Here is a 24,584-nt window from a genome sequence, read left to right as displayed (position 1 = left end):
GGGACGGTAGCGTTAAAGGGGACGTTCTCGCTCCTTGACACCGTGGCGACCGCAGATCGAGACAGAATTGCGCGCGCTGATCCGGCAGATGAGCACAGAGAATTTGCTTTGGGGTGCGCCGCGCATCCACGGCGAACTGCTCAAGCTCGGGTTTAGCGTCGCTCAATCAAGTGTCGCGAAGTATATGGTCAAGCGACGCGGGCCTCCAAGTCAGGAATGGCGGACCTTTCTGCGAAACCACGCGCCGGACATCGCCGCCATGGATTTGTTCGTAGTACCGACCATTGGCTTTAAGCTGCTGTATGGCTTCGTCATCATCCGGCTTGATCGCAGAGATCTCGTCTGGATCGGCGTCACAACCAACCCGGCGGCGGAGTGGGTTGCACGTCAGATCACCGAGGCTTTTCCTTGGGATGGCGCTCCGCGCTATATGATCCGAGATCGAGATCGAATCTACGGCACTGTCGTCACGCGCCGACTGCGTGCCATGGGTATCCGAGACAAGCCAATTGCACCGGCCTCGCCTTGGCAGAACTGCTTTGCCGAACGGCTGATCGGATCGATCCGGCGCGAGTGTTTGGACCACATCATTGTCCTGGACGCGGAACATCTGCGTCGGATTCTGAAAAACTATGCGGACTATTACAATCCTGTTTCATAACACCCATCCGTCTACGCGATTGAAGAGAAGAGGTTTTGCCGATCTGGATGCGATCCCGTGGGGTGATTGGGGTTCTGCCTCGCGCGATGAACGATGCGCTGAGCGGCCGGTTCGCCGAGGGTTGATCGGCGGAAGAGCCACGGACCATCCGGCAGGGGATGCCCCGCTTCGATTTCGCCCGCTTCGGCGGCGAGCCTGAGCGTCTTCGGTGCAATTCCGAGCAAACCCGCCGCCTTGTTCAGATTGAGCCATGGCTCGTTCCCATCCGGCACCGGTCGAAAGACCGGGATCTTATGATGCGACCTGAGCGCGGTGACCCGCTCCCGTGTCCAGCGATTGCCGTGGCCGGTCACCAGGCTGATGGGCGGAGGACTGCCGTACATACAGGATCGCCTTGCGCTCCAGATGATGCGGCCTGATCTTCTCAGACATCATGACGCATCTCCTCCCTTTGCCGGAGGTCGCCGTCGGCGTGGCCGAAGATCAGGCGGACCATCAGCTTCGTCAGCGTATGGCGCGTCTCGGCGGGCAACGCCTGCCATTGCGGCGTCTGCGCCGCGGCGGTGGGCGGATCGCAGAACAGATCGAACTGACGTGCATTGCTGTGAGGATGGCGGTGAGCGGTAGGCGGGCGCGGCATGGACATCTCCCCGATTCGCGTCGTGAGAGCCCAATGCTGCGCTGGAATTCCGCAATTGCGATGGTGCGCCCGAAACCGACGTCACATCCTGCAGCAGCGTTGCCAAGGCGGTGAGCACCGCAAGCTCAACATAGGGAGTGGCGCCAACACGCCAGGTCGCGCGAGCCGCCCGATCGAACATCCAGGCCGGAATCTCCAGCCATCGCGCAGATGCCCGACCAGAGAGGCTGCAACGGAAAACCTCTCTGCCAGCCTTCTCAACCACCTCATGAATATGGACCAGGCAGCCGGCCCAAGGATGCCACGGATAAAGAAGCTCGTACTCCGCGATCCCGTGGGCGTTCCGTCGTCGTGTTGTACAATCCTGTTTCATAACACCCATCCGTCTACGCGATTGAAGAGAAGAGGTTTTGCCGATCTGGATGCGATCCCGTGGGGTGATTGGGGTTCTGCCTCGCGCGATGAACGATGCGCTGAGCGGCCGGTTCGCCGAGGGTTGATCGGCGGAAGAGCCACGGACCATCCGGCAGGGGATGCCCCGCTTCGATTTCGCCCGCTTCGGCGGCGAGCCTGAGCGTCTTCGGTGCAATTCCGAGCAAACCCGCCGCCTTGTTCAGATTGAGCCATGGCTCGTTCCCATCCGGCACCGGTCGAAAGACCGGGATCTTATGATGCGACCTGAGCGCGGTGACCCGCTCCCGTGTCCAGCGATTGCCGTGGCCGGTCACCAGGCCGTTCCGGTTGAGGATGCCGGCAATCAGATCATCATTGGCGATGAGAACCAGCTGGCGGATGGCGGCGAGCATGTCGGCGGAGATGCTGTTGCGCTGTCCGCGGCGACGCCTCGGCAGGCGCAGTTCGGTATGAACGCCGCCCATCCAATGGATCAGGAGAACGATCTCTGACGCTTCGTCATCGATATCGGCGACCACCTCGTGGATGACGGTGCGCACGATTCGCTTCTTGAGCCTCGCGTCGGTCGGCGGCGCCGACCAGACAGCCTTGAGATCAGCGGCCAGCGCGGCGACGTGTCCTGGCGAGCGTGATGGTTCCGATGTCGAGGCATCATGCGCGGCAATCCTGGTCTCGATCTCGCCTACACGTGTGAGCGCGCTGTTCCATCGCAACTCCAGTTCCGCCGCGATCAGCCGGTTCTGCGGATCGATGGCGTCATACTGTCGGAATGCCCGATCGGCGCGGTAGCGCGCCGCCTCGAGGTCGCGCGCCAGCGCATCACGAACCTGATCGCGGCGGCTGGCCGCTTGGGCTTCGGCCTCGACGGCCGCAGCTATCGCTGCCGGTTCGACAACCCGCAGAAGAGCTTCCTCGACGGCGTCGTCGACACGCAATCCTCCGAATGCGATGCAGCGTGGCTCGCCATTGTCGAGCGAACCCCGCCAACAGGAATAGCGCGGAATGTTATGCTTGGCGCCGGTGTAGCGGACCGTCAGCTTGCGTCCGCAACGCCGGCAGCGGACAAGGCCGGCGAGCAAAGCGTCGCCGTGCTTCGGCGCTCCGTGATGTCGGCCTGTGGGCAAGTTGTCGCTCACCATCTTGCGGATCGCCTCCGACCGCTCCCAGCTGACGTAACCCTCATGGACGCCTGGGATCAGCGCCAGCCATTCGGCTCGCGCCTTACGACGGCTCCTGGGTCGGATCACGCCTGCGGCTGCATCATATCCTGTCGCGACACGACTCTTACCATAGGCGTAGGCGCCGCCGTAGATCGGGTTCTCGATCATCCGGTGGATGGTGGTATAGTGCGGCCTGCGCCAGACCACGTCACCATTATGGCGCTTGGCGGGCAAGTCCAGCCCATGCTCGATGAACCAGAGCAGGGCTTGCCGGACACTGCCGAGTTCGGCCACCTTGTCGAAGACGAGGATGATGGCCTCCTGGACACGGCGATCGGGATCCTTCTCGAGCCTGTCGCCGACCTTCACGAAGCCGACCGGGGCAGCGACGATGAGTTCGCCGCGCCGGGCCTTCTCATAGCGGGCCGACAGCGAACGCTGGCGCAGAAGATCGAGCTCGTACTCGTTGAGGCTGCCCTTCAATCCCAGCAACAGCCGGTCGTTGCCCTGACGCGGCGCATAGACCGTCTCCTGATCGATCAGCACGGTATCGACGACGCGGCACATCTCGATCAGCTGCTGCCAGTCACGGCTGTTGCGGGCGAAACGCGAGACTTCCCGCGCCGCGACCGCACCGACCTTGCCCAGGCAGACCTCGGCCACCATTCGATCAAAGCCGGCGCGCGCGACGCCGCCTGCCGCCGAGCGCCCGAGATCGTCATCGACCGTTTCGATGCGAGACCAGCCCAGCGCCGTCAGACGATCGCGCATCGCATATTGCAAGGCGCTGCTCTCGCGATTGTGGAGAACCTGATGGGCGGAGGACTGCCGTACATACAGGATCGCCTTGCGCTCCAGATGATGCGGCCTGATCTTCTCAGACATCATGACGCATCTCCTCCCTTTGCCGGAGGTCGCCGTCGGCGTGGCCGAAGATCAGGCGGACCATCAGCTTCGTCAGCGTATGGCGCGTCTCGGCGGGCAACGCCTGCCATTGCGGCGTCTGCGCCGCGGCGGTGGGCGGATCGCAGAACAGATCGAACTGACGTGCATTGCTGTGAGGATGGCGGTGAGCGGTAGGCGGGCGCGGCATGGACATCTCCCCGATTCGCGTCGTGAGAGCCCAATGCTGCGCTGGAATTCCGCAATTGCGATGGTGCGCCCGAAACCGACGTCACATCCTGCAGCAGCGTTGCCAAGGCGGTGAGCACCGCAAGCTCAACATAGGGAGTGGCGCCAACACGCCAGGTCGCGCGAGCCGCCCGATCGAACATCCAGGCCGGAATCTCCAGCCATCGCGCAGATGCCCGACCAGAGAGGCTGCAACGGAAAACCTCTCTGCCAGCCTTCTCAACCACCTCATGAATATGGACCAGGCAGCCGGCCCAAGGATGCCACGGATAAAGAAGCTCGTACTCCGCGATCCCGTGGGCGTTCCGTCGTCGTGTTGTACAACGGCGTGAGAACGCATCGGTCATTGAACGAAGATGCGCCTGTCTCTCGCCAGGTTCAGCGATCCGGCGTCATAAATTCGCGCGCCATACTGGGCGGACTTCATCGTCAATACGTTCGGATTTAGATTTTCGGTACACACACAGTCCAGTGCGGCTTCTCGGCCTTGAGGCGGACAATCAGGCTCTCGATCTGCTCCGGCAGCTGGTTGGCATAGCGCACCGGCCGCCTCGATCGATCGCTCAGGGCTCAAGCCCGTGCTCCTTGTAGCGATCGAAAATCTTGTAGCCGGTCTTGCGGGATACGCCGAATTCCCGGCACACGTCCGTCATGGCCTCCCCGTCCAGCAGGCGGGCAACAAAGCGAAGGCGCTCTTCCATAACCGAACTCGCTTTCCACGGCATCCACACCTCCCGCTTGCGAAAAAGCGAAAAGTGTAACCCATGTGTCCGGTACGAAATGTCACCTATGTCTCGGGTCGCTCACCTGAAATCAAAGAGTTAGACGCTTCCGCCGCCGGCGGGCTCCTCGCCAAAAATCTCATAGCAAATCCGTAGCAAGGGTTCGGTGCGAATCCTTCGTAAGCGATTTTCCACCGGCAGCCGTCCGCGTAACAGTTTTTCGATGGCCTTAATTGATTTTCGACGGTGAGGGCCTGCAGGATTTGAAATTCCTACACCTCGCGCCGGTGCGGCGAGCCCATGCGGCATCAACTAGTGCATTTATTCAGCACGGAACTAGTGTATTTATACGGCATCAGACTAGGGTATTTATACGTCGCTGACCCTGGAGGTCCTCAGCCGGGCTGCGCCGTCCGGTTGCAATCAGTTTGCGTTGTGCGACTTCAATCAGTTTGTGCAGATGCGGCCACGCCCTTGGAGATTTTACGCTTGGGGCCGGATGTACCATTCACGTTCGCGCTCTGTTTCCGAGGCATTCCTTATGTTGTCGTATGAGACAAAAGTTCACGTTATGTCGTCCGAGTACCCGCGCCAGCACGGCCACATCGACGCCGGCGTCGACGATGACGCGACGATCAGTCCCGATCTCTATCTCCATGCGGTCGCTCGCCGGTGCGGCGGGAACCGACGGCGCCGGATCCGCCACGACCATCGCCCGCGCTAAGCCGGATTTCTGCTCCTCAGCGCCATCCGGTTCTGTACAGAGCGATCGTCGCCAATTCAGCAACAGCGAGCGCGAGATGCCGTACCGCCGCGCGGTCGACGAGATCGCTCGTGGCGTCTCCATGCTCTCCGCAAACGAGCCGCGCCGGTGTGCTCAGCGCACGATTTCAGAAAGGACGTCGTAGGGAGTGGCCTGGGAAGGAGCGTAGGCGGATTTCGGTCGACGCCCCCCGTTACTACCCTAGAAAAGTCACGCGCAATTTGGGAAAAAGTAACGCCCAATTTGGAAAATGTAACGCGCAATTTGGGTCAGTCGAATCTCGAATTGTCCGTTACATAAGTCCGAACTGAGCGTTACATTTTCCAAATTGGGCGTTACCAATCCTGTTCTTTCCATAGGCCGCATCCTTCACGGTCGGAAAGCCGTGTATTGTCGCGCCGCGGCAGACCGTCTTTTGTCGCGTTGCAATTACTGAGATCGAAACCAAGGAAGCCGCTCACGTCCGCACCAATGTATGAATGAAGCTCGCCGACAGCTTAAATTTGGGGCTTGCAAGAGGAAAGCCGCCCAACGCTGCATCCTCCGCAGAACCAGCCGCGAGGGACAATCATGGAGCGGGCTGGCCGGCAAGAGTAGCAAGGCATCCAACGCTGCGGCTCCCGCTGGGGGCCAATGCTTTCCGAATGCGGAGTCGTGTCCACGATCGCGGAATAGCTCGAGCCTGAAGTCATGGCGGAGATGCCGTCGACGTGAGCGCCCGGATGCGGGCTTGGGCTAGTCGACATGGTTCGACGTCTAGATGTCAGCGAGGCGCACACGAGCGGCAAGGCGTGCTTGCAGAGTGCCGCACTGAGATGCTACACACGCAGCGTGTCGCTCCGGTTTTGTGAGTTTTTTCAATCGGTTGGGTGCGGCGCGGTTGTGGCTGAGTACCCTCCCGCCCCAGCCAGGCAGTCCGATGGGCGCAGAAAATGCCCAGGGTACTCGCAGAAAGGCCCGCCAATGGCGGGCTTTTGGGAATTAGCTTCCTGTCTCCAAACTCCGATTTGGGACATTTGCTCAGCCAATTTGGCGATAGTCTCCGGCTCACGTTTGAAAAACTCCCGTTTTCGGGAGATTGAGGCCGGAGACCGGGTTCGATAGCCACTGCCGCGTCGAGTAATGCCGGCATGCTCTGGTTTCCCGTTCTGATTGCAACCGATTAGTTACTCGGAGCGGCTCCGTCGGTGAGTGGCACAATAGTGCTGGGCTCCTCGGATATTTCCTCGGGGACGGCCCTCAATCCACGGCTGGCGACTATGAGTCGGGCCAAACCAGCCGGGGTTCCGGTATGCAATAGACGGCCTCAGCGTAATCGTGCGCTGGGGCCGTTTTCTTTGGATGTCGGAGAGGCCAGACCGGCGCGGTGGAGGCTGATGGATTGATATGCATTGAACAGACGGCAGGGACGACGCCTTGGCCGTGCTGGAGTGCATGAGAGAGTTGGTCCTTACATTCCTCCAGTCGGACGCACCTGAGCCGGCGAGGGCGACGATCGTAACGCTAGTCCGAGATTGCCAAGACTTATCAGCCTGAAAGCACGTGGCCCGCCGGTTCACGCCGGCGGGCTGGTTTCCTTGTCACACGACCGTAACATGAAGATTGCTACGTTTGGCTGCTGGGGATTTGAGTGCCCGGCCGGGGAAATACCAGTGGGACCGAGCGATCATACTCCGCTTGGTGGCAGCTGTTTTGGGAATGCTTTACCCCTGACCTCCAACCGCGGTGCATCACTCACATGCCTGAATCGTATACTCGTGCCGAGCCGTCTCAGCTTCCGATCGAGCGGCATCGTTGCCCCCGGTGTCACAACCACATGATGCTGGCACGTATCGAATATCCCAACGGTTCCAACGTCCGAACGTTCGAATGTCTGCGGTGCGATCATGTGCAAAAAATGTTGGTCGAGTACGTGATGTGAGTGGACGTCGGTGGGGCGGGCGAGCTTAAAGCTGCACAGTCTGTGTCATCCGGACGAGGAGAGGTGAGTCTCGCCGGGTTAACGCCGGCGGGTTTTTCTTGTTGGAATGGTCAGTCGACCAGTCGCAGCACTCTACCCCCATGATCGGTAGGCGGCCGGCTCACGGTCAGTTTATTGCAAACGCTGTCTGATCGCCGAATAATCCCGCTGCGAAAGTGTTGTATGCCTAGGAGCGACCTTCGTCCAAGGGAGGGAAGGCATAATGCGAAAAACGATTATGGCCCTGTTCGCACTGGCAGCGGTCGGCTTGGTTCAGCCAACTGCGGCATTCGCTCGTGGCGGCGGTGGCGGTGGTGGCGGCGGACACGGAGGTGGCGGCGGCGGTGGTGGACACGGAGGCGGCATGGGCGGCGGTGGTGGCTTCCATGGCGGTGGATTTGGTGGTGGTGGCTTCCACGGCGGCGGTGGTGGCTTCCATAGCAGCGCTGGTTTCCACGGCGCTGCTTTAGGTGGAGGAGGTTTCCGCGGTGGCGGCTTTCATGGACGTTTCGCGAGCGGTGGCTTCCACGGTGGAGGATTTCACCGAGGCGGATTTCACCGACGTGCGTTTGTAGGGTTCGGCCTCGGATCCTACGGCTACTACGACGGATACTATCCCTACGCGTACAATGACGACTACTACGATGACGGCGGTTGCTACGTTGTCCGTCGCCGCGTGCATACCCGCTACGGCTGGCGGGTTCGACCGGTCCAGATCTGCGGATAATATGCTGCCTGAAAAGACCCGCCGGTTCGCGCCGGCGGGCCGCTTCTGTCGTTTCAGGGCCGGGGGCGTCGTCGCGCTTCAGCCAGCCGACTCTTAAACCGAACCGGCTTAGGATCAGCAACTACGCCCGTCCCCTTGCAGGTCGGGCACGGCTGGTTGGGTTTGATCGGTTCACCAAGAACCGCATCTTGCATTTTTACGATAATTCCTTCGCCTTTGCAGTTGGGGCATTGCATGACTTTTCTCCAAGAATCGCGGCCCGGTTGGTCCGCCGCTGGAGCCTGTCAGGACCGCGTGCTCTCGCAACGCACTGCCAACTTTTCATTGGTCTCGCTTCAGCTTCCGCTTTCCCCATTGCGTATCCGTGCGGTCCGGGTTGAAGACGCGCTCGACGTGGCGGTCCAGCGCTCGCATAACTCCGATCCGCGCAAGCATCGTTGGCCCGTTCCGCTCGACAACCAACATCAGCGCTTCGATCGCGGCTTGCCATTCCGGGAAAGCCGCTTCCGTTTTCGGAAGTGCAGTGATGTGATGGGTTGCTGCGTCGCGCAAGGTGACGAGTTTCAGACCGTCGGGTAGCGGTATCAGCTCCTCGAACTTGCGCTGCCAGCCGCGTTCTGCCGCCACGGACCTTATCGCTCTGGCCCGGTACCGCGGCTTGCGAACTTGAGATCAATGGGCGTTAGCGTGGTCGGAGGTTTGAGACCATCGTCTTCGTATCGCGCTGCCAAGTCCTGAAGGCGCCTCTTGATGAAGGGATCGGCCGCCTTGTCTGCCAAATCGCGCACGGTTTGGGCGCGTTGCATCTTAAATTCCTGGTCCAACATGACTGAACCCCAACGCTACTGAGTGAAAGGCCGAATGCTAGATCAAAACAATGGCCGGAAAAATAGGGTAATGGGGTCAGGCGAACAGGCCGGCATCGGCTGAGTGAAGCAGCCTGCATGGGCAAGGTTGGACGCATATCCAAGCCCCGCCATAAGGCAGGGAAAACCCGGCCCTAGCGCTGGGGCTGAAGCGAGACCATCGTGGCCATCCGGTCCTCGGTCAGCTGGGCCTCAAAGGCGGTCTCGTCGAAGTGTGCATCGCTGAACGTGGAAAAGCGCGCGGTCCGTCCGCGCATGGTTTCGATGAATTGCTGCTGGCTCACGATGATGTCGACCACGTCGCGGAACCTGGCCTTGCGGACGAAGTCCAGGCCGCGCTCCGACTCGCGCCATACCTCGTCGGGGGGGTCTCCTCGCGTGAGGAGGTCGGTGATGGCGTGGTTGGAGCTGAAACAAGCAATGGCAAGGTCGCCAGCTTCGACGCCGGCGCGAAATGCTGCCCGGATGTAGTCAAGGGCGGTCTCGATCGGCTGTGTCCAGAGGACGACCATCTCCATGGGGAAGTAGGTCTTCGCCTTGCAGGCCACGAACTCGTACCTCTCGACGAGCTCGCAGGCGACTTTTCCGAAGCGGTAGCCGTCGATATAGCGCCGGTACCTCGAACCGAGGGTCGTGCCGAACCAGGAGTAGGCCTGGGCGGAAGCGTCGGTCGTCCCATACCTCATACTGACGTTCACCATGTGGCAGAGGTGCAGGCGGACCAGGTTGATGTCGGTAAAGTACGCCGGCGCGAACAGGACCGACAGCACCCGCATCGCGGCCTGCATGTCAGGGTCGGTCATGAGCGGCAGGTCGATCAGGCTCTCGATCGGCCGTTCGCCCAAACTGGTCCAGACCTTCTCGTACTCGGCGTCAACCTGTTGACTCGTGGGATGCGCCGGCATCTCGATGCCGAAGAGGCGCAGGCACTCCAGGGCGCTTTCGACGCCCTTCGGGTTCTCCGATTTCATGACGTGCAGATCGATCTTGAGACGATAGGCGGCCGCCCTATCGATCTTCGACGCGCCTCTCTCTAGCAGCTCCGCGATGAGCCTCTCGGCCTCATAGAAGTTACCGCTCAGGTATTCGCACTCCGCGCGTTCGAGCCACAAGGCGAACGCGAGCTCGTAGCGGCTCATCCAACCTTCGCGCCAAGCAGGGTCATTCCTGTGGACAGGTAGGTGCACGCCGAGGCGTACGCGGTGGACGCCTTGGCCTTCCTCCCGGCACGCAGCTCGATCGCCACCACCTGGGCTTTCTCGTCGGGGTCGACCAGGAGCTCGGCGCCCCGATTGAGCTGGTTCGCGACATCGAACAGATGATCGGCGAGATCGTTTTGCGTCATGCTCGCGAGCAGCGCGCGGCCAATGCGCAGGTGGACATCGGCGCGTTGCTCGTCGGGAATCAGCGAATAGGCCGCCTGCTGAAACCGGTCATGCAGGAATTTGCAGGCGCTACCCTGATGGACGACGAGGCCGGCGTGGACGGCTTCCCACAGAGCGGCGTGCATCGCCTCCGCTGTTGTCCCGTGAATGAGGGACAGAGTAGCGATCTCGGCGACGTTGCCCAGGCACGCGAGCTGTTTCAGGACTTCCTGGGTGGTGGAAGACAACCGCTTCAGCTTCCCGGCCAAGAGGTCCACGACGTTATCGGTGTAGCTCTTGGCGCGGATGCGATCGATGTTCCATTGCCATGCGGATGCGACTGGGTCGAATGCGAGCAGCCGCTCGTCGGCCAGGGCCATGAAGAACTGGATCGCGAAGAATGGATTACCAGCGGTCTTCTCGTGCACCAGTTGCGCCAGGGGCCTCGCGGGATCCGGCGCGCAATGCAGGGCATCCGCGATGAACCGGTTGACATCATCGAGCCCGAGGGGTGCCAGCACTATCTCACGCACCCTCACATCGGCATCGCGGATAGCATCGAGGGTCCGCAGAAGCGGGTGCGCAGGGCTGATCTCGTTGTCCCGGTACGCTCCGACCAGCAGCAGGTGCCGCACTTCCGAGTGCGTCACCAGATGTTCGAGCAGGTCGAGCGTTGCTCTGTCCAGCCACTGCAAATCATCGAGGAACAGCGCGAGCGGGTGCTCCCTGCGCGCGAACACTCCAAGGAACCGTCGGAAAACCATCTGGAAACGGTTCTGCGCATCCTGCGGCGGCAGCTCCGCGACCGGCGGCTGTTTGCCAATCACGAGTTCCAGCTCGGGAACGAGGTTGACGATGAGCTGACCATTCGGGCCTAGAGCCTCCCTGAGGGAGTCCCGCCAGCGGCCAAGCTCGGCGTCGGTCTGGCTCAGGAGCGAGCGGACAAGGCTCTGGAAGGCTTGGCCGAGAGTGGCGTACGGGATGTCGCGATTGTACTGGTCGAACTTGCCGGAGGCGAACAGGCCACGCGGCGGGACGAGGGCCTTGTGCAGCTCGTTCACCACCGAGGACTTGCCGATGCCGGAATATCCGGACACCAGCACGAGCTCCACGGTGCCGTCCGCCACGACCCGGTCGAAGCAACCGAGCAAAGTGTCGATCTCGCGCTCGCGGCCGTAGAGCTTCTCCGGGATCAGCAGCCGGTCCGAAACGTCGTGCGCGCCCAGCGGAAATGGCCCGATGCGCCCGGTCGCCTCCCATTCCGCGAGGCAGCGCCGGATATCAACCTCGGCACCAGCGGCCGTCTGGTAACGCTCCTCGGCGGTCTTGGCGAGGAGCTTCATCACAATTGCCGAGAGCGGCCCCGGGATGCCCGCGACCCGCTCGTTCGGCGGCACCGGTTGCCGCGCGATATGACAGTGCACCCACTCCATCGGATCGGCGGCGGTGAAGGGGAGCTGTCCCGTAAGCATCTCGTAGAAGGTGACGCCGCCCAGTGCATAGAGATCGCTCCGCGAGTCCACCGAGCGGTTCATCCTGCCAGTTTGTTCCGGCGCCATGTAGGCGAGCGTGCCCGAAATCACTTCAGGCGGCGCCGGGGCTTGGTGCTCGCGCGGCAGGCGCGAGGCAATGCCGAACCCCGTCAGCCACGCGCCGCCGCTTGCCGCGTCCACCAGGACATTTGCCGGCTTGATGTCCTTATGGATAAGGCCGCGCTCGTGCACTCGGCGCAGCGCGCCGGCGAGAGGGATCGCGATGCGCAGGAAATTCGTTACGCCCAGTGGCCGGCCAAGCAGTCGATCGACCGGCGCACCGCCGGGATCCTCAAGCACCAGCGTCAAGCGGTCGTCGTAGCGCGTCAGCGCGACTGGTCGTGCCGCCCAGGCAGCGTCAAGTTCGCCCTTCAGCGCATATTCGTGTTCGAGCCGCTCGATGCAACCCAGCGACGTTTTTTCCGCGGCAGCAAGCAGGATCGGCGCCAAGCCGTTGCCGGAGCCCCGGTAGAGGGCGATGTCTCCTTCCCTCAGCGGCGAGAATACGTAGCCCGAGAGCTCCTTCACGAGGGCCTCCTGCCCGGAGGACTACCTTAGCACATTGATTAGGTTACGTTTGCTCTCGCCCGTCAACCCAAAGTTCGTCGAGTACATGCGTTCTGGGTCCATTACGGCGTGTTGACCGGCAGTGCGGCTACCGGCCGCAGAACCGCTCCCACAGAGGCGCCTGCGGTGGGGACGATTTGAAGGGGCTTCCAATTTAATTCGGCCGCCTTCTTCAAGGCCTGGGCAGTGAACTTGGCCGATGTGACATTGACGAACACATCGGCCTGCGAGGCCTTAAGCTTGACTATTCGAGAGTCTAGAGGCGGCTCGGATACTTCGTAAGCTTCTTCGCCGACGATATAGCCATTACACATCTCCAGCTAATTCGTAGCACTCACACTGAGACAACTCGATTTCAGTCGGTCCAACCTACCTCGCAAGCCAGATACCCCCTCAACTCCATGAAAATGCGAACCCCGTCTTCCCAACAAGGGCGGTATCGATACCGGTTCTCCTGAACAACAATCCAGCCGTTTTCAAACACGTCCGGATCCGCTTCGACTAGCCTTGTCAACATGCGCGACCCAACCTCAGGCCACAGGCCAACCAGGCCGTTAGGCCTTCCTTCGAAGTAGTCACGTTCGTTCGCAGACAAGGTGCAGAGAGGGCGAGCCCAATATACGTCTGGTTCATCCATCCTGGGTGTGTTGAGTTCGAACGTCGCGTGCCCCCGCGCCAACTTCAAAAGCACACGCTTTACCCTATCTTCCTCGGTCGCCCAGACGGGCCCCGCGTCGGTTTCAGTTCTAGCTCGCTTCAACCGCTCAACCAACGCCGGGCTATTCTTGAGGATGTTCGCCACCTTGCGCCGCTCCACCAATTCGGGATCGGCTTGCCCAGTTGCGGCGCACTCCAGTATGCAAGCGAGGTACTCTTCGTCTGACCCGAGCGAGTTGTTGCATGCAAAACACGCGGCACAGCCGTCCACGTTGGCAGGCAGTGGCTCGTCCAAGAGTAGTTTCGATGGCACGTGGTCCAGAGTGTCGGCCGGGCCGCCACAGTGAATGCAGCCGCCGATCTCTCGCTCATCACCGGTAAACAATACCCGCCGCAACTGATTCCTCCGCCTGACGAAGCTAGATTACAGGTGGAGCGTATGGCGGGATTCGACAAGTTGGTATCGGAAAAACGACGGATTCCTATGACTGCACTCTAGAAAGGACCCCCCTCGGTTTTTCCGCGGTCAAAAATTGGCGAAAAAATCGAGACGAAATTCGTTAGGTGTGTCAGCGGGATGGGAAATCGAGTCGTTCTCAAAACGAAATCGAGTCGTTCTCAAAGTGTCCGCACATAAATTTCGGAATTGGTGATCCCGTCAGACATAAGTCCGCAACCAGGCGGTTATGAACGAATGATTCTAACCATTGGACTACGAGTACAAACATTCATCACATACAAACGGAGTTGTCGCACCAACTGATAAGAAAATTACACAAAGCTTATCAGTTTAGCGGCACTTTTTCGCTCTTGCTCCATAACATGCGATTGCGAACGTCGTGTCTGGCGCAACGGGCAAGGCGTCCTATTCCGCCGCCTGGTCCTTCACCTCGATCATCAACACATCCAGGCTCTCGATCTCCTGCATGGCGCGGCCAGCGATGCCCTGCAGGTCGCCGTAGAGGCCGGCGGTGGAATCGAGCACGCCTCTGAGCTGTTCCTCCCTCTTGGCCCACAGCCGCATCATGGTCTTGCGTTCGCGATCGAGGTCGGCCTGCATTTCGGTGAATTTTTCGACGATGGCGTCGATGCGGTGACGGAAGCGCGGACCGGTCAGGTAGGCATAGACCATCTCCATCTTGGTCTGCTGGCCTTCCTGCGCCTGGCGGCTGGCGGTGACGTCGATCAGCGACTGCCGAAGTGCAATGGCGAGCGGGATCGCGAACCTGGGCTCCGTGACCCAGACGTTATCAACGAGGTCGAAGGTCTCAATCCCCTTGGGAAGCGCGGTCGAAACGATTAGCGCGACCTCCGCCTTGGCGGCGCGCTGGTCATCGCGCAGCTTCGCGAGCCAGGCGTCATTCCAATTCCGCGTGCGCTTGGACTCCCAGAGAATGGTGCCGCAGGTTTGACCGCCGGGGCCAAGCACGCGGTGGATCACATCGCCGCCGAACTCGCCCTTGGCCACCGGCTCGATCAGGTCGCGCGGAAAGCGGCTGCGGAGCAGGGATTCAAGTTCGATCTCGAGCGCTTCGCCCTGCAGCTGCTGCGAGCCCTGGTCGGCCTTCCGCCGGAGTTCCTCGATCTGGCGCTGCATGCCGGCGATCTGGGCCTCCTTCTCGGTGACCTTGGACTTGAGCGCGTCCTCTGCCTCGAGCCTGGCCTTGTCGCGGACGGCACCGAGATTCGCCTGCACCTTTTTCTCTACGGTGAGCTCGACCTCGCGCTTGGCGTCTTCGAGTTCACGCTGCTTGCGCAGCATATCGGTCTGGGCTTGCTGGGCTTCGGCGAGCTTCGCGCTGTTCGCGGCCAGCATCTGCTGCAGTTCCGCAAGCTGCCGGTCGCGCTGGCCAAGATCGTCAGCCAGCGCCAGACGGGCTTTCCTTGCCTCGGCTTCGGCGATGGCAGTGCGCTCGGACCGCAGCTTGGCCGCGACCTGTTCGTCGATCGCTTCGCGCGCCTTGGCGAGGTCGTCCTGCGTTTGCCTGAGCTGGGCCTCACGACGGCTGAAATCGGCCTCCTTGGCCGCAAGCTGCGCCTCGAACTGCTTGCGGGTCTCGGCGACCAAGGGCGCCGCGAGCGATTCGTTGAGCTTGATCTCGGTGTGGCAGTTCGGGCAGAGGATCTGAGGGTCGGTCACGGTGTCGGTCCTTTGGTGATTGCGCGGGATTGTATCGGGATTTCCGCCGTGGCTCGGGCCGAGTCGGGGCGTTATCCCCGGCAATCGCGCCGGTCGTGGCAATGGCGAAGCCCTGCGCGGTGTCGTCGGTTTCGGCTTCTCGGCGGGGTCGTGCGTCATGGTCAGTTCCTCGTGGCGCGGAGGTCGCGTTCGCGCAGGATGGCTTCGACGATCCGGCGCAGGCGGCGCACCGAGCCGCCACGCCAGTGCCGCGCGACCGCGGCATGTTCGGCACCATCGAGAGGCAGCACCCAGCTTTCGTCGAGGCCGCGTTCTCGGGCGAGGTCGGCGATCACGGCTGGCAAGAGGCTGTCGCGATCTTCAGCGGCTGGCTTTCTAAAGGTGGTGACACGAAACCGGTCGCGGATCGGACTCGGCAGAGGATCAAGACTGTTGGCTGTTGCCACGAACGAGACGTGCGATAGATCGAGGTTCGTCTGCAGCGCGGGATCCGGATAGCGCGCACTAGTTTCGGGTTCGAGGAAACCGAGCAGACAATCCCATAGCCGTCCATAGTCGGTGCGGGTGGCGGCCTTCTCGATCTCGTCTATGAGGACGAGCGGATTGGCGATTTTGCCTTGGGCAACAGCGAGAAAGGGATGGCAGGGTTCGGCCGAATACCAACGCCGGTCGGTTCCCCCGAATGTGGCGCCGTCGGCACGGGACGCGTCTTCGCGCCAGACGCTCAGACCGAGGATCTCCCCGAGCCGCCGAGCAAATCGGCTCTTGCCGCCGCCGGGGTCGCCGACCAAAAGCAGCGGCCGCAGCAGGATCGTGGTGCGGCCGACGAGATCAGCGAGGGCAAAGTCGATGGCGTCCATTGCATAGGGGAATTCGAACAGCAGCTTGCTGCGCACCTCATGCAGCGGCGGCACCTCGATCAACGGCAGGGGAACGTTGATGACGCCCTTCAGCGGACCGAGGATGTCCTTCAACTTGGTGTTCTTCATCTCCTCGCTGCTCAAGCGCGCGACCATCAGGTAATGGTCGGGAACAGCTTGCACGCCAGCCAAGGAAGCTTGGTCCGAGACCTCGACGGCCTTTTCTTCGGCCTCCTTCCTCCTGCGCTCTTCCTCCTCCTTGACCTTACGTCGCACAGCATTGGCGGCCGCGGCGACGCGGTGCTCCGCCATGCGATTACCGACGAAGCCGGCGTTCCGCCCCGCTGAAGTTCCCCGCCGCAACAGGTCGGTGCAGGCCGGTAGCGCCGCCCAGCCAAAGACAAAATGCTCAAGGTCGCAGCAAAGCTTTTCCCCGGCATGCTGAGAGGCGGCCTGGAAAGCCTGGATCAGCGCTTTCCCGACCCTACGGTGATCCTCGAAGTAGGTCCGGTCGCGCGGTGTCGGCAGGCACAACAGTCGTACGCAATCGGCAAGGCTGCGCAAGTTCGGCTCGTTCTGGGTGACGGCGCGGTGGTCGAGCTCGGCGGCGAGCACAAGTCCGGCATCGACGCCAAGCGCCGCGGCCCAGGCCGCATTGTGGGGGAGCTGCGGACACAACTCGTCGATCTCTGCGATCAGCCGCTGCTCGACGTGGTCGGCGCTGTCGGTGACGAGCATGGCGTAGCGCAGGAGCCGGGGCAGGTCCTTCAAACGCTCATCCCAGTCTGACGAATCGGCCGCCGCTCCGGTCGAGACGGCGTCGTCTGCCGCCGCCGGCATCGTCGGTCGTGCTCATGCCTCGTCCTCCGAGCCGTCGCCGCCGGCACCGCTGGAGGTCGCCATCTGCGTCAGCACGCGGCGGAGATCCTCGCGATCGAGTGGCGGCCCCAGCCGGTAGAAGCGCGACAGCGAGCGCGCCCATCCGCCATCGGGATCGGCGAACCACAGGGGCGTGGTGACAGCTGCGCAATCCCCGAGCCGGGGGTGGCCGGTGACGCGCCCGATCAGCTGCACGCCTTGCGGCGTCAGGGCAGGCAACCAGTCCGTAAGGAGCGGGGCCTTCTGCAGCACGACCGGCGAGACGGGGCGCCCGCGTTCGAGGCGGTCGCAGTCATCGGCCAAGGCGCGGAGCCGGCGGCCCAGGTCAGGCGTAGCGTGGGTGGGATCGAGGAAAGGAAACAGGCGCGTCAGCATGGATGAGCACTCACATATATGGGATGGGGGGACTGACAGTGATGGTCGTCGCTCATTCGATCTCCACGGTGAGGGCGCCGTCGAACTCCGGGTTCTCGGGCCCGTAGCCGTGGGGATTGCAGACGATCCGGGTCCCGCCGACGCGATAGTCGCAGGAGTTGTGAACGTGGCCATGTACCCACAGCGTCGGACGGAACGCTTCGATCGTTGCGGACATGTCAGACACGAAGGCCGCCGTGACCGGATCAGTCCGGTACTTCGGCAGGATCGAATTCCAGTGGACGGCGTGATGGGTGATGACCACGGTGGGGCCGGCGAACCCTGTGGAAAGCGTTTCTTCCAGGTATGACTTCGAGCGGTAGTGCAGCAGCGCGGCCTCCTGCGGCCTGAATCTCAGCCAGGGTTCCTTCTGCCAGCCGATCCGACGGTGATCGTTCATGCCGGCCGCGCACGCGTTCATGGCCGCCATCAGGTTCGCGTCGCCGAAGACTCGGTAGTCGGTCCAAAGGGTCGCGCCGACGAAACGAACCCCGTTGAGCACGACAGTGTCGCACTCCATGAGGTGAAGGTTAAAGGCCTGAGCCCGTGAACGAGCGAGCGCGAGCTCATCCGGGACGAAGCGGCGATAAAATTCGTGGTTGCCGAGTACCATGAGGATCGGAATGGACATCGGAACGATCCGCCGCAGGTGCTCGAAGGCCTGCACCGCACCTTCGCAGGTGTCGCCGGCCACGATGACGGCGTGGATGCCGTCGACGATCGTAATTTTCTTGATCGGCATCACATCGAGATGCAGGTCCGAAAACACTTGAACCTTCATGCGCTCTCTCCGTCGCGGTGACGTTCCTGGAAGGCCGTGAGCAGCACGGCCTCGGCCTGGCTGAACTTGCGCGGATTGCTCGAGTAACGCAGTCCGTGCGTGTACCAGGACGCGGCCAGCTCGGTGGCCAATCCGTGATCGAGGCCGGTCAAGCCGATGACCTGAGCCAGGACCAGCGCAGCCGCTGCGTTCCGCGCGAGCGCGCAGCGGCAAAGCGCCGTCATCGCGATGTCGATGGTGAGCGTGGTCTCTTCGATCGGCATCAGGGAGAACGCGACGCCGATGGCGGCTGCCGCGTCGCCTGCGAGCGCGCCCGTGAGATCATCGCCACCATGGAGCACGCCGATCCGCTCCACCGTCGTGAGCAGGAGGATCTGCTCGGCGTCGCGAAACGCATCGGACAGCAGCGTTCGCCACCATTGCAGGGGCGAGACATTCGCGGCCTTGAACGGCCACGGACGATCCGGCGGCCTCTTGATCCGCCAGGCCGGGTTGTCGATGGACGCGTTCGCCGCGACCGATCCGCGATCGATCGCGAGCGGAGCGCTGGCAGCGCTGGCACGGCGGGGTTCCTTGTGCCGGAGCTTGCGCTCCGGCACCTTCGTGTCATCCGTCATGGTCGACATCCTTACGCCGCGATCAGGATCGGCCGCGGATAGCGCGGCGGCTGCCACTTGCTGGAGTCGACATGCGCGCCGGTGACGACCTTCGCCGCGATGGCCGCGGACGGGAAGCGGACGGCGACGCACAGACGCTGCCGGTCCTGCACGCCCGGGATCGCCACGAGCGCCTCGGCGTCCATCAGCTCGTCACGCCGCGTATCGACGATCTGCGGCGCGCTCGGGTTGACCGTGCTGCGGACCTCGGAGCCCGCCAGCACCACGAAGCCCTCGGGCGTCGGATAGCCCCTCGCCCAGAGATCGCCATAGACGAGCTCGAGCTCGCTGCCGACCGGCGGCGTGGCAACCACGCCGATCTGCATCGGGCCGGCGTCATCGAGCCCGACGGCGTCGGCCTCGACGACCGGGCGACGCTGGCTGGCGAAGTTGGAGCGCAGCACACGGCACCCGGCGTCGAACAGCAGGCGCTCGCCGTGCTCGACAAAGATATCGAGCGAGGCGCGGCGGTGGCTCGGCAGCTCCAGGACTTGCGGGTTGGCGCCCTTCATGATGTCGACCAGGCCAGCCTGCTCGGCGATCTTGGTGAGGCGGTACTGCAGATACAGAGCCGCGGTGGTGTCGAACCAGGCGCCTTCGTACCCCGAGATCACGTAGACCTCCCGCGCGAAGCTCTTGCTCTGGTCGCGGAAGTGGTCGGAGAGGCGGCGGCCAATGTTGCCGGTCTCGCCGATATAGGCCGTGCAGTGGTCGGCCAGAACGTAGCAGGCCGGCACGGCGGCGCGCGTCATCGACATGTCCTTGATCATCGCGGCCGGGAAGGCGGACACCGAGAGGCGGCCGACGTCGTCGTGCACCTCACGCAAGCCCTCGATGCCGCCCATCGGACGGTGAACGTTGGTGCAGGCGGCCTGCACCGAGCTGTTGGCAGAAAAAAGCGTCATGGTGGTTCTCTCTTTCTCGTCAGTTGTGTTTGAGAGATCGAAGAGCCCAGCGCCGTCGAACCTGAGCGAGCACGGCAACCCCACCGCTAAAGGGCGGAGGCATGCCCGGCCGTCCCGACTTTCGCCCGTTGGCAGGGTCGACGCCGCGTTTGAGCGCCGTGACCTTGCCTGGAGAGCTGGACGGGAGACGAACGGTCCGTGCAACGCTTGCGTTGCCGACGTCGAGCTTCGCGATCCGGCTAGTCGATGGAGGAGGTGGGGGTGGAGGGCGAAATCCCGTCCGGGCACGGCGTCGCGTCGGCGCCGTGATCCCGCAGCCGGCGCGCGCAGTCGATGCTCTCGCCGATGTACATGGCCGCGCCGCCGTTCAGGATGTAGGGCGCGGGCACGGGGGACGCCTCGATCGCCGGCATGGCCGGGAAGGAAGCGCGCTTGACGGGAATGGTCTCGGGGCTGCCGGACATGCCGGGGTGCTCAGAGATCGGGGACGGGAACAGCGAATCGCCGTTATACTGGCTCTTAGCCATGATCGACTCCTAACTAGTCGGTTGTGGTCAGGCCGTTGTCGTGTGTTGGTAGCACCGGCAGCGGCCGCCTTCGCAGGGATTGCGATCGGCACGACTAATATGGGGAGCCTTGTTTCCGAATTGCAAGTTCCGCCCCCGCTCCGCCGAGCGACATGGTTAATTGGCGTTCACAAATGGCGCCCCGGGGGGTCGGCGTCGATGCGCGCCGCGGACAAGGCGGCCACGCCGCTTTAACCGCGCATCATGGTTCGCAGGCGCGCGCACTGAGATCTCGGCGCCCGCGCCGTGCTGGCCGCCGATAGTGTCCCTTGAGCGTGGTGTTGCCGGCGGAGGCTCAGCCGCCGGTGCCGGCTTGGCGACGGTCCGGCCGGCGGGGCCGCGAGCAAAGCGGCCGGCCCGATGCTGTCAGAGATAGGTGATCTAGCCGCCTTCGGTGGATTAAATTGACGTGATTTGGCCCACTTGCTCAACGAGATGCGCAAGGGAGGGGCGCTGGGTCGAACCGATTGCCGAAGTATTGCGTTTCGCTGGACACCAGCCCCTCGCGGAATTCCATGATGCTCACTGCATAAGAGGGGATGCCGTCGTAGGTAAGGATGAATTCGCGCCCACTGGGCAATGCACGAACTCGGACTGCAATACGAATGTCGTCCGATACTACCTCGCTCCGGCGAAACGAAGACTCCTGAGTATACGAAGTTGAATCCGCGTCAGAAGATCCCGCTGCTCCAGGATGGCTCATTCACCATTGGAGAAAGTGCGGCGATCGTAACGTATTTGTCGCGGACCTATTCGAAGCCGGACAGTTCGCTTGTCCCCGATGACCCCGCGGAGTTCGCCCGATGGCTCGAATGGTGCTTTTTTGGCCATCGCCGACCAGTGTTCGGGCGTCTCAATCGAAAGCGCCGAAGGGTCCTCGGCGACTAAGAAGAACCTTGCGTTTCTTCAAGTCCACGATCTCATCCGCGGTAAGATTTCGCTCCGTGAGGATCTCTTCGTTGTGTTCGCCTTGGAATGCCGGTACGCCGGGGGCAGGCAGCTCAGACCGACTGAATATCCACGGGTTACCTGGCATGCGTACCGTGCCGCCGGCACGGTCGTCGATCTCGACCACCGCGTTCCATTCCTTGACCCAATCCGATGCAGCAAATTCATTAACAGATCGAATCTGCCCGATTGCGAGTCCACCCTCGCTGACTTGAGCCTGCAACTGCTCGAGATCGTCAAAAGTTCCGAGCCACGCTCTGACCTCCGCGAGCAATGAAGGAAGGTTCTTGCGGCGGAGGTTCGCTGTTGCATAGCGAGGATCCCGTAGCAGGTCGCTTCGCCGCATCATGGCGCAGTAGCGCGTGAACATCGGCGAATAGATCGGACTGCCCGCGATGGTCAGGCGGGTGCCGTCGGACATCTCAAAAATGTGGGACTCGTTGGCCGATAGCGCGATCGGCTCGCCGTCGGTATCGATTCCAGACAGTAGGGCGCCGGCACGTTCGTTGACCGACAACATCGTCGCCGCCATCGAAACGTCGACATATTGTCCTTCACCGGTGTTGTTGCGGTGCTGCAGGGCCGCGAGTACAGCAATCACCCCTTGCAATCCGGTGTAGACATCGGCATGGCTGCAGGCATCGCCCCGGGCTTCAGAAAGCGCTTCGCCGAAGTGATCCTGCACGATTTCCGTCAGGCCTGTTTCGGCCTGCCGACTTCCGTATCCGGTTGGCGCGAACCTCGCGATTGTCGACGCCTCTGGAAATCCAATAGTAATACGCGCCTGCCTTGCCGAAATGGGCCTGCATGAATTCCAGCGTCTGATTGCGCATGTCGAGGCCGGTGTGGAGGCCGAGCGAATTCATCTTCGCGCTCGTCGCTGGCCCGATGCCGTGGAATTTGCCGACGGGCAGCGTCTCGACGAACCCCGGGCCCATCTCCGGCGTGATGACGTACTGGCCGTTCGGTTTGCGATGGTCGGAGGCGAGCTTTGCCAAGAACTTGTTGTAGGAGATGCCGGCGGATGCGTTGAGCCCGGTCACTTCCTTGATCTTGGCGCAGATCGCCAGCGCGACGTCGCGCGCCAACGGTATGTTCTGCAGGTTCTCGGTGACGTCGAGATATGCCTCGTCTAGCGACAGCGGCTCGACGATCGGCGTGTGATCGGCGAAGATCTCGCGGATCTGCTGCGAGACCGCCTTGTAGACCTCGAAGCGCGGCTTCACGAAGATCAGGTCTGGACACTGTCGCTTCGCCGTCACCGACGGCATCGCGGACCGCACGCCGAACTTGCGCGCTTCGTAGCTCGCCGCCGCCACGACCCCGCGTTCGCGGGATCCGCCGACGGCGACCGGCTTGCCGCGGAGTTCCGGATCGTCGCGTTGCTCGACGGAGGCGTAGAACGCGTCCATGTCGACATGAATAATCTTCCGCTGGCGAAGCGGCGCTTGATCGATCGTGAACGTCGTATCGTCTTCGAGGTCGGGCAAGAGGATTACTTGTTGGAACGAGTTCGGGCCGGCTTTCGGCGTCAGGGCGCCGCGGTGGTGGTATCCGTCTCTGGAGGCAACAAAAGTGAAATCCAGTATTGCGGAGGAACGGGTAGCCGGTAGTGCCTGCAGGCAGTCAGAATTAAAGGAAAACAGCCTACCCCGATGGCGGAAAGGCTGTTGAACCAATCCGTCGCTTTGCAGGCCGCGAGCAGAACTTTGAGTAGATCTTTACCACCGGCGCTCGTAGGAAGATCGGCTAAGGCTGCGCCGTGAACGGCGTCGTTCAGGTAGAAGTGCTTCTCGCTTTCCTCGTCCGGGAGCCAAAGCTGCAAAGTGCAATGAGCAAGTGGGCCGGCGATGAGTTCCTCCAGCGAAGCGATGCTTTTCACGTCTCCGAGTCCGGCGGCAAAGGCAAGCAACAAGGGAATCAACACGCTGCCGGAAGTGACCTCTCGCCTGTATTCGTCGGTTTGGGCTTTCGGATGCGCGAGCAGGTCGGGATAGTCGGTCAGAGCAGCGGGATATCTGCCGTGGCTTACGACGGCGACCTTCAAGCGGTGCACCATCTCCGATAGCCACCCCGCAACGTCCGCCTGCGCGTGGCCCATCAGGGTCGCGAGCGAAAGGAAGAGAGCCAGTTCGATCGCATGCTCATCCATGATTGGCAGTAGCAAAGATGGATTGTTCGCGATCATGCTGAAACCGCTGGTGACATGCTTGCGCAGTCCCGCGATCTGCTCGGCATTGAGGTCCCGTCCGCTGCGCCGTCCCAACCAAATCATCCAGTGGCCGGTCAATGCCAAACGCCCCAACGTATCGAACATCTTGAGGTTCACGTCGGTCGGCTCGGTAGAGTTAACGGCGAACGAAAGGGCGTGTTGTCGAAACGAACATCCTCGTCCGAATCTCCATCGACGATCGCGATTAGCCTTCCGAGCGTTGCGTCGGCCGCTTTCATACTCCGCGGCTTAATCGCGCCCAATGCGGCGATTGCCGGCTGCCTTCTGGCGTCGGCCGCGGCAATGAACGACGTCGCGGCGGTTTCGTCTCCAAAAGCAACGAGGGCATCCACCAGTATATCGCGGTCGAAAGCGGGATCCGACCGTGCCATCTCGACGACTTCCTTCGCGCGCTCTGGGACCTGTCCGATCCAAATACGTAACGTGCCACGCGGCAGTGCCGCGAATCCGCCGATTTGCTTTTCGATACGGCGGATCAACTCCAACATGTCGGACGGAGTTGCCTTCATGTCGGGTATGGCGTTGCGGTAGACCTGTTGAATCGTGAAGAAATATCGCCGGTCGAGACCCTGAAATTCGGGCGTGGCGCTTAACGCGAGCAAATCGATGCTTTGCGAGTTGTGCAGCGCCGCCAACCGGGCATGCAACTCCTCCTGCACGGTCGTGTCGGCCGGCCGATGCAGTTCTCGAATATTCGAGCAGGCTCTACACTGATGCCGTTACCCTACTTGTTCAACGCGCGACCGAGAGTGGGGATATTCGTGAAGGTGTCGATCCGGTCGATTTGCTAGGAGCGCTGGGGGCTCTTGCACACGGAAGCGCACGGGCGGACTGGCAGGCGCGCGCACTACGGCTTCTTGATATTCTAATGGATGGATTGCGATGCAAGCAGCCGATACGGCTACCGACGCCGGAATAGTGCGGTAGCGGGAAGAACGGATAGTCGGAAAGAGAAAAAATCATCCGGGGACGCCGCCTCGGGTGTCGGAACCAAGGTCCCCCGTTCGTCTTGAATCCGGATCAGTAATCGGAGTTCCC

25 protein-coding genes and 2 pseudogenes are annotated in these 24,584 nt (G+C 62.0%); 3 read left to right on the top strand and 24 right to left on the bottom strand.

The genetic code is table 11. The features are described from left to right. Positions 1 to 67 precede the first annotated feature (67 nt). A complete protein-coding gene (locus V1289_RS08695) occupies positions 68 to 661 on the top strand; it encodes an integrase core domain-containing protein (RefSeq protein ID WP_334396562.1) in 594 nt (197 codons plus the stop codon). Positions 662 to 672: 11 nt separating this feature from the next. On the opposite strand, the gene V1289_RS08690 is transcribed toward V1289_RS08695, so the two are convergent. The 20 genes and pseudogenes from V1289_RS08690 to V1289_RS08600 form a co-directional block, all read right to left on the bottom strand. Next, a complete protein-coding gene (locus tag V1289_RS08690; protein ID WP_334396561.1) occupies positions 673 to 1,044 on the bottom strand; it encodes a hypothetical protein in 372 nt (123 codons plus the stop codon). Positions 1,045 to 1,085: 41 nt separating this feature from the next. Continuing rightward, a complete protein-coding gene (locus V1289_RS08685; protein ID WP_334396559.1) occupies positions 1,086 to 1,301 on the bottom strand; it encodes a hypothetical protein in 216 nt (71 codons plus the stop codon). 386 nt (positions 1,302 to 1,687) lie between these two features. Continuing rightward, on the bottom strand, positions 1,688 to 3,763 hold the full coding sequence (locus tag V1289_RS08680; protein ID WP_334396560.1) for a recombinase family protein: 2,076 nt from the start codon (positions 3,761 to 3,763) through the stop codon (positions 1,688 to 1,690). Then, positions 3,753 to 3,968, bottom strand: a complete 216-nt coding sequence (locus tag V1289_RS08675) for a hypothetical protein (RefSeq protein ID WP_334396559.1) — start codon at positions 3,966 to 3,968, stop codon at positions 3,753 to 3,755. Before V1289_RS08675 ends, V1289_RS08680 begins: the two co-directional genes overlap by 11 nt. A gap of 506 nt (positions 3,969 to 4,474) precedes the next feature. Further along, positions 4,475 to 4,731, bottom strand: a pseudogene (locus tag V1289_RS08670) (helix-turn-helix domain-containing protein); the annotation flags it as partial. Between the two features lie 505 nt (positions 4,732 to 5,236). Further along, a complete protein-coding gene (locus tag V1289_RS08665) occupies positions 5,237 to 5,575 on the bottom strand; it encodes a hypothetical protein (protein WP_334396558.1) in 339 nt (112 codons plus the stop codon). A 2,063-nt stretch (positions 5,576 to 7,638) separates the two neighbouring features. Next, positions 7,639 to 7,890, bottom strand: coding sequence for a hypothetical protein (locus tag V1289_RS08660; RefSeq protein WP_334396557.1), 252 nt, complete (start codon positions 7,888 to 7,890; stop codon positions 7,639 to 7,641). Between the two features lie 341 nt (positions 7,891 to 8,231). Continuing rightward, positions 8,232 to 8,414, bottom strand: a complete 183-nt coding sequence (locus V1289_RS49575; protein WP_442895972.1) for a zinc finger domain-containing protein — start codon at positions 8,412 to 8,414, stop codon at positions 8,232 to 8,234. Between the two features lie 85 nt (positions 8,415 to 8,499). Next, positions 8,500 to 8,805: a hypothetical protein gene (locus V1289_RS08655; protein WP_334396555.1), complete on the bottom strand. Its 306-nt coding sequence runs from the start codon at positions 8,803 to 8,805 to the stop codon at positions 8,500 to 8,502. A gap of 373 nt (positions 8,806 to 9,178) precedes the next feature. Continuing rightward, on the bottom strand, positions 9,179 to 10,183 hold the full coding sequence (locus V1289_RS08650; RefSeq protein WP_334396554.1) for a hypothetical protein: 1,005 nt from the start codon (positions 10,181 to 10,183) through the stop codon (positions 9,179 to 9,181). Then, on the bottom strand, positions 10,180 to 12,468 hold the full coding sequence (locus tag V1289_RS08645) for an ATP-binding protein (RefSeq protein WP_334396553.1): 2,289 nt from the start codon (positions 12,466 to 12,468) through the stop codon (positions 10,180 to 10,182). Before V1289_RS08645 ends, V1289_RS08650 begins: the two co-directional genes overlap by 4 nt. 101 nt (positions 12,469 to 12,569) lie before the next feature. Further along, positions 12,570 to 12,821, bottom strand: coding sequence for a hypothetical protein (locus tag V1289_RS08640; RefSeq protein ID WP_334396552.1), 252 nt, complete (start codon positions 12,819 to 12,821; stop codon positions 12,570 to 12,572). Between the two features lie 41 nt (positions 12,822 to 12,862). Continuing rightward, positions 12,863 to 13,459, bottom strand: a complete 597-nt coding sequence (locus V1289_RS08635; RefSeq protein WP_334396551.1) for a hypothetical protein — start codon at positions 13,457 to 13,459, stop codon at positions 12,863 to 12,865. Between the two features lie 570 nt (positions 13,460 to 14,029). Continuing rightward, complete coding sequence (locus V1289_RS08630; protein WP_334396550.1) at positions 14,030 to 15,304, bottom strand: DUF2130 domain-containing protein; 1,275 nt, start codon at positions 15,302 to 15,304, stop codon at positions 14,030 to 14,032. 161 nt (positions 15,305 to 15,465) lie between these two features. Continuing rightward, on the bottom strand, positions 15,466 to 17,004 hold the full coding sequence (locus tag V1289_RS08625; RefSeq protein WP_334396549.1) for an AAA family ATPase: 1,539 nt from the start codon (positions 17,002 to 17,004) through the stop codon (positions 15,466 to 15,468). A 12-nt stretch (positions 17,005 to 17,016) separates the two neighbouring features. Then, entirely contained in the window at positions 17,017 to 17,418 is a 402-nt protein-coding gene (locus V1289_RS08620) for a DUF6634 family protein (RefSeq protein ID WP_334396548.1), read from the bottom strand. A 52-nt stretch (positions 17,419 to 17,470) separates the two neighbouring features. Further along, a complete protein-coding gene (locus V1289_RS08615; RefSeq protein WP_334396547.1) occupies positions 17,471 to 18,238 on the bottom strand; it encodes a metallophosphoesterase family protein in 768 nt (255 codons plus the stop codon). Further along, complete coding sequence (locus V1289_RS08610; protein WP_334396546.1) at positions 18,235 to 18,855, bottom strand: hypothetical protein; 621 nt, start codon at positions 18,853 to 18,855, stop codon at positions 18,235 to 18,237. Before V1289_RS08610 ends, V1289_RS08615 begins: the two co-directional genes overlap by 4 nt. 11 nt (positions 18,856 to 18,866) lie before the next feature. Beyond that, entirely contained in the window at positions 18,867 to 19,799 is a 933-nt protein-coding gene (locus tag V1289_RS08605; protein WP_334396545.1) for a hypothetical protein, read from the bottom strand. Positions 19,800 to 20,038: 239 nt separating this feature from the next. Further along, positions 20,039 to 20,326, bottom strand: coding sequence for a hypothetical protein (locus V1289_RS08600; protein ID WP_334396544.1), 288 nt, complete (start codon positions 20,324 to 20,326; stop codon positions 20,039 to 20,041). A gap of 618 nt (positions 20,327 to 20,944) precedes the next feature. On the opposite strand from V1289_RS08600, the gene V1289_RS08590 reads away from it, so the two are divergent. Further along, complete coding sequence (locus V1289_RS08590) at positions 20,945 to 21,253, top strand: glutathione S-transferase family protein (RefSeq protein ID WP_334396542.1); 309 nt, start codon at positions 20,945 to 20,947, stop codon at positions 21,251 to 21,253. Here the strand turns inward: V1289_RS08590 and V1289_RS08585 are convergent. The 4 genes and pseudogenes from V1289_RS08585 to V1289_RS08570 all read right to left on the bottom strand — a co-directional run bounded on the left by V1289_RS08585 (position 21,219) and on the right by V1289_RS08570 (position 24,205). Next, entirely contained in the window at positions 21,219 to 21,998 is a 780-nt protein-coding gene (locus tag V1289_RS08585; protein WP_334396541.1) for a CoA transferase, read from the bottom strand. The two genes, V1289_RS08590 and V1289_RS08585, sit on opposite strands and share 35 nt — an antisense overlap. Before the next feature lie 22 nt (positions 21,999 to 22,020). After that, positions 22,021 to 22,725 (bottom strand): annotated as a pseudogene (gene dinB, locus V1289_RS08580) (DNA polymerase IV); the annotation flags it as partial. A 119-nt stretch (positions 22,726 to 22,844) separates the two neighbouring features. Continuing rightward, on the bottom strand, positions 22,845 to 23,642 hold the full coding sequence (locus V1289_RS08575; RefSeq protein ID WP_334396540.1) for a hypothetical protein: 798 nt from the start codon (positions 23,640 to 23,642) through the stop codon (positions 22,845 to 22,847). Beyond that, on the bottom strand, positions 23,639 to 24,205 hold the full coding sequence (locus tag V1289_RS08570) for a hypothetical protein (RefSeq protein WP_334396539.1): 567 nt from the start codon (positions 24,203 to 24,205) through the stop codon (positions 23,639 to 23,641). The genes V1289_RS08575 and V1289_RS08570 overlap by 4 nt, the downstream gene beginning before the upstream one ends. Between V1289_RS08570 and V1289_RS08565 the strand changes: the two genes are divergently transcribed. After that, a complete protein-coding gene (locus V1289_RS08565) occupies positions 24,100 to 24,465 on the top strand; it encodes an SbtR family transcriptional regulator (protein WP_334407348.1) in 366 nt (121 codons plus the stop codon). The genes V1289_RS08570 and V1289_RS08565 overlap by 106 nt on opposite strands. The last annotated feature ends 119 nt before the right edge of the window (positions 24,466 to 24,584 follow it).

This window comes from Bradyrhizobium sp. AZCC 2289 (assembly GCF_036924615.1).
Classification (GTDB): Bacteria; Pseudomonadota; Alphaproteobacteria; order Rhizobiales; family Xanthobacteraceae; genus Bradyrhizobium.
This window is presented reverse-complemented; position numbering and strand designations above follow the sequence as displayed.

Bases quoted from the DNA above. Each gene is read 5' to 3' on its own strand.
- V1289_RS08675 (WP_334396559.1), bottom strand. From the start codon at position 3,968: ATGCCGCGCCCGCCTACCGCTCACCGCCATCCTCACAGCAATGCACGT.
- V1289_RS08605 (WP_334396545.1), bottom strand. From the start codon at position 19,799: ATGACGCTTTTTTCTGCCAACAGCTCGGTGCAGGCCGCCTGCACCAAC.
- V1289_RS49575 (WP_442895972.1), bottom strand. From the start codon at position 8,414: ATGCAATGCCCCAACTGCAAAGGCGAAGGAATTATCGTAAAAATGCAA.
- V1289_RS08685 (WP_334396559.1), bottom strand. From the start codon at position 1,301: ATGCCGCGCCCGCCTACCGCTCACCGCCATCCTCACAGCAATGCACGT.
- V1289_RS08625 (WP_334396549.1), bottom strand. From the start codon at position 17,004: ATGCCGGCGGCGGCAGACGACGCCGTCTCGACCGGAGCGGCGGCCGAT.
- V1289_RS08610 (WP_334396546.1), bottom strand. From the start codon at position 18,855: ATGACGGATGACACGAAGGTGCCGGAGCGCAAGCTCCGGCACAAGGAA.
- V1289_RS08640 (WP_334396552.1), bottom strand. From the start codon at position 12,821: ATGTGTAATGGCTATATCGTCGGCGAAGAAGCTTACGAAGTATCCGAG.
- V1289_RS08690 (WP_334396561.1), bottom strand. From the start codon at position 1,044: ATGTACGGCAGTCCTCCGCCCATCAGCCTGGTGACCGGCCACGGCAAT.
- V1289_RS08615 (WP_334396547.1), bottom strand. From the start codon at position 18,238: ATGAAGGTTCAAGTGTTTTCGGACCTGCATCTCGATGTGATGCCGATC.
- V1289_RS08650 (WP_334396554.1), bottom strand. From the start codon at position 10,183: ATGAGCCGCTACGAGCTCGCGTTCGCCTTGTGGCTCGAACGCGCGGAG.
- V1289_RS08590 (WP_334396542.1), top strand. From the start codon at position 20,945: ATGCACGAACTCGGACTGCAATACGAATGTCGTCCGATACTACCTCGC.
- V1289_RS08680 (WP_334396560.1), bottom strand. From the start codon at position 3,763: ATGATGTCTGAGAAGATCAGGCCGCATCATCTGGAGCGCAAGGCGATC.
- V1289_RS08665 (WP_334396558.1), bottom strand. From the start codon at position 5,575: ATGGAGACGCCACGAGCGATCTCGTCGACCGCGCGGCGGTACGGCATC.
- V1289_RS08660 (WP_334396557.1), bottom strand. From the start codon at position 7,890: ATGGAAGCCACCACCGCCGCCGTGGAAGCCACCACCACCAAATCCACC.
- V1289_RS08600 (WP_334396544.1), bottom strand. From the start codon at position 20,326: ATGGCTAAGAGCCAGTATAACGGCGATTCGCTGTTCCCGTCCCCGATC.
- V1289_RS08620 (WP_334396548.1), bottom strand. From the start codon at position 17,418: ATGCTGACGCGCCTGTTTCCTTTCCTCGATCCCACCCACGCTACGCCT.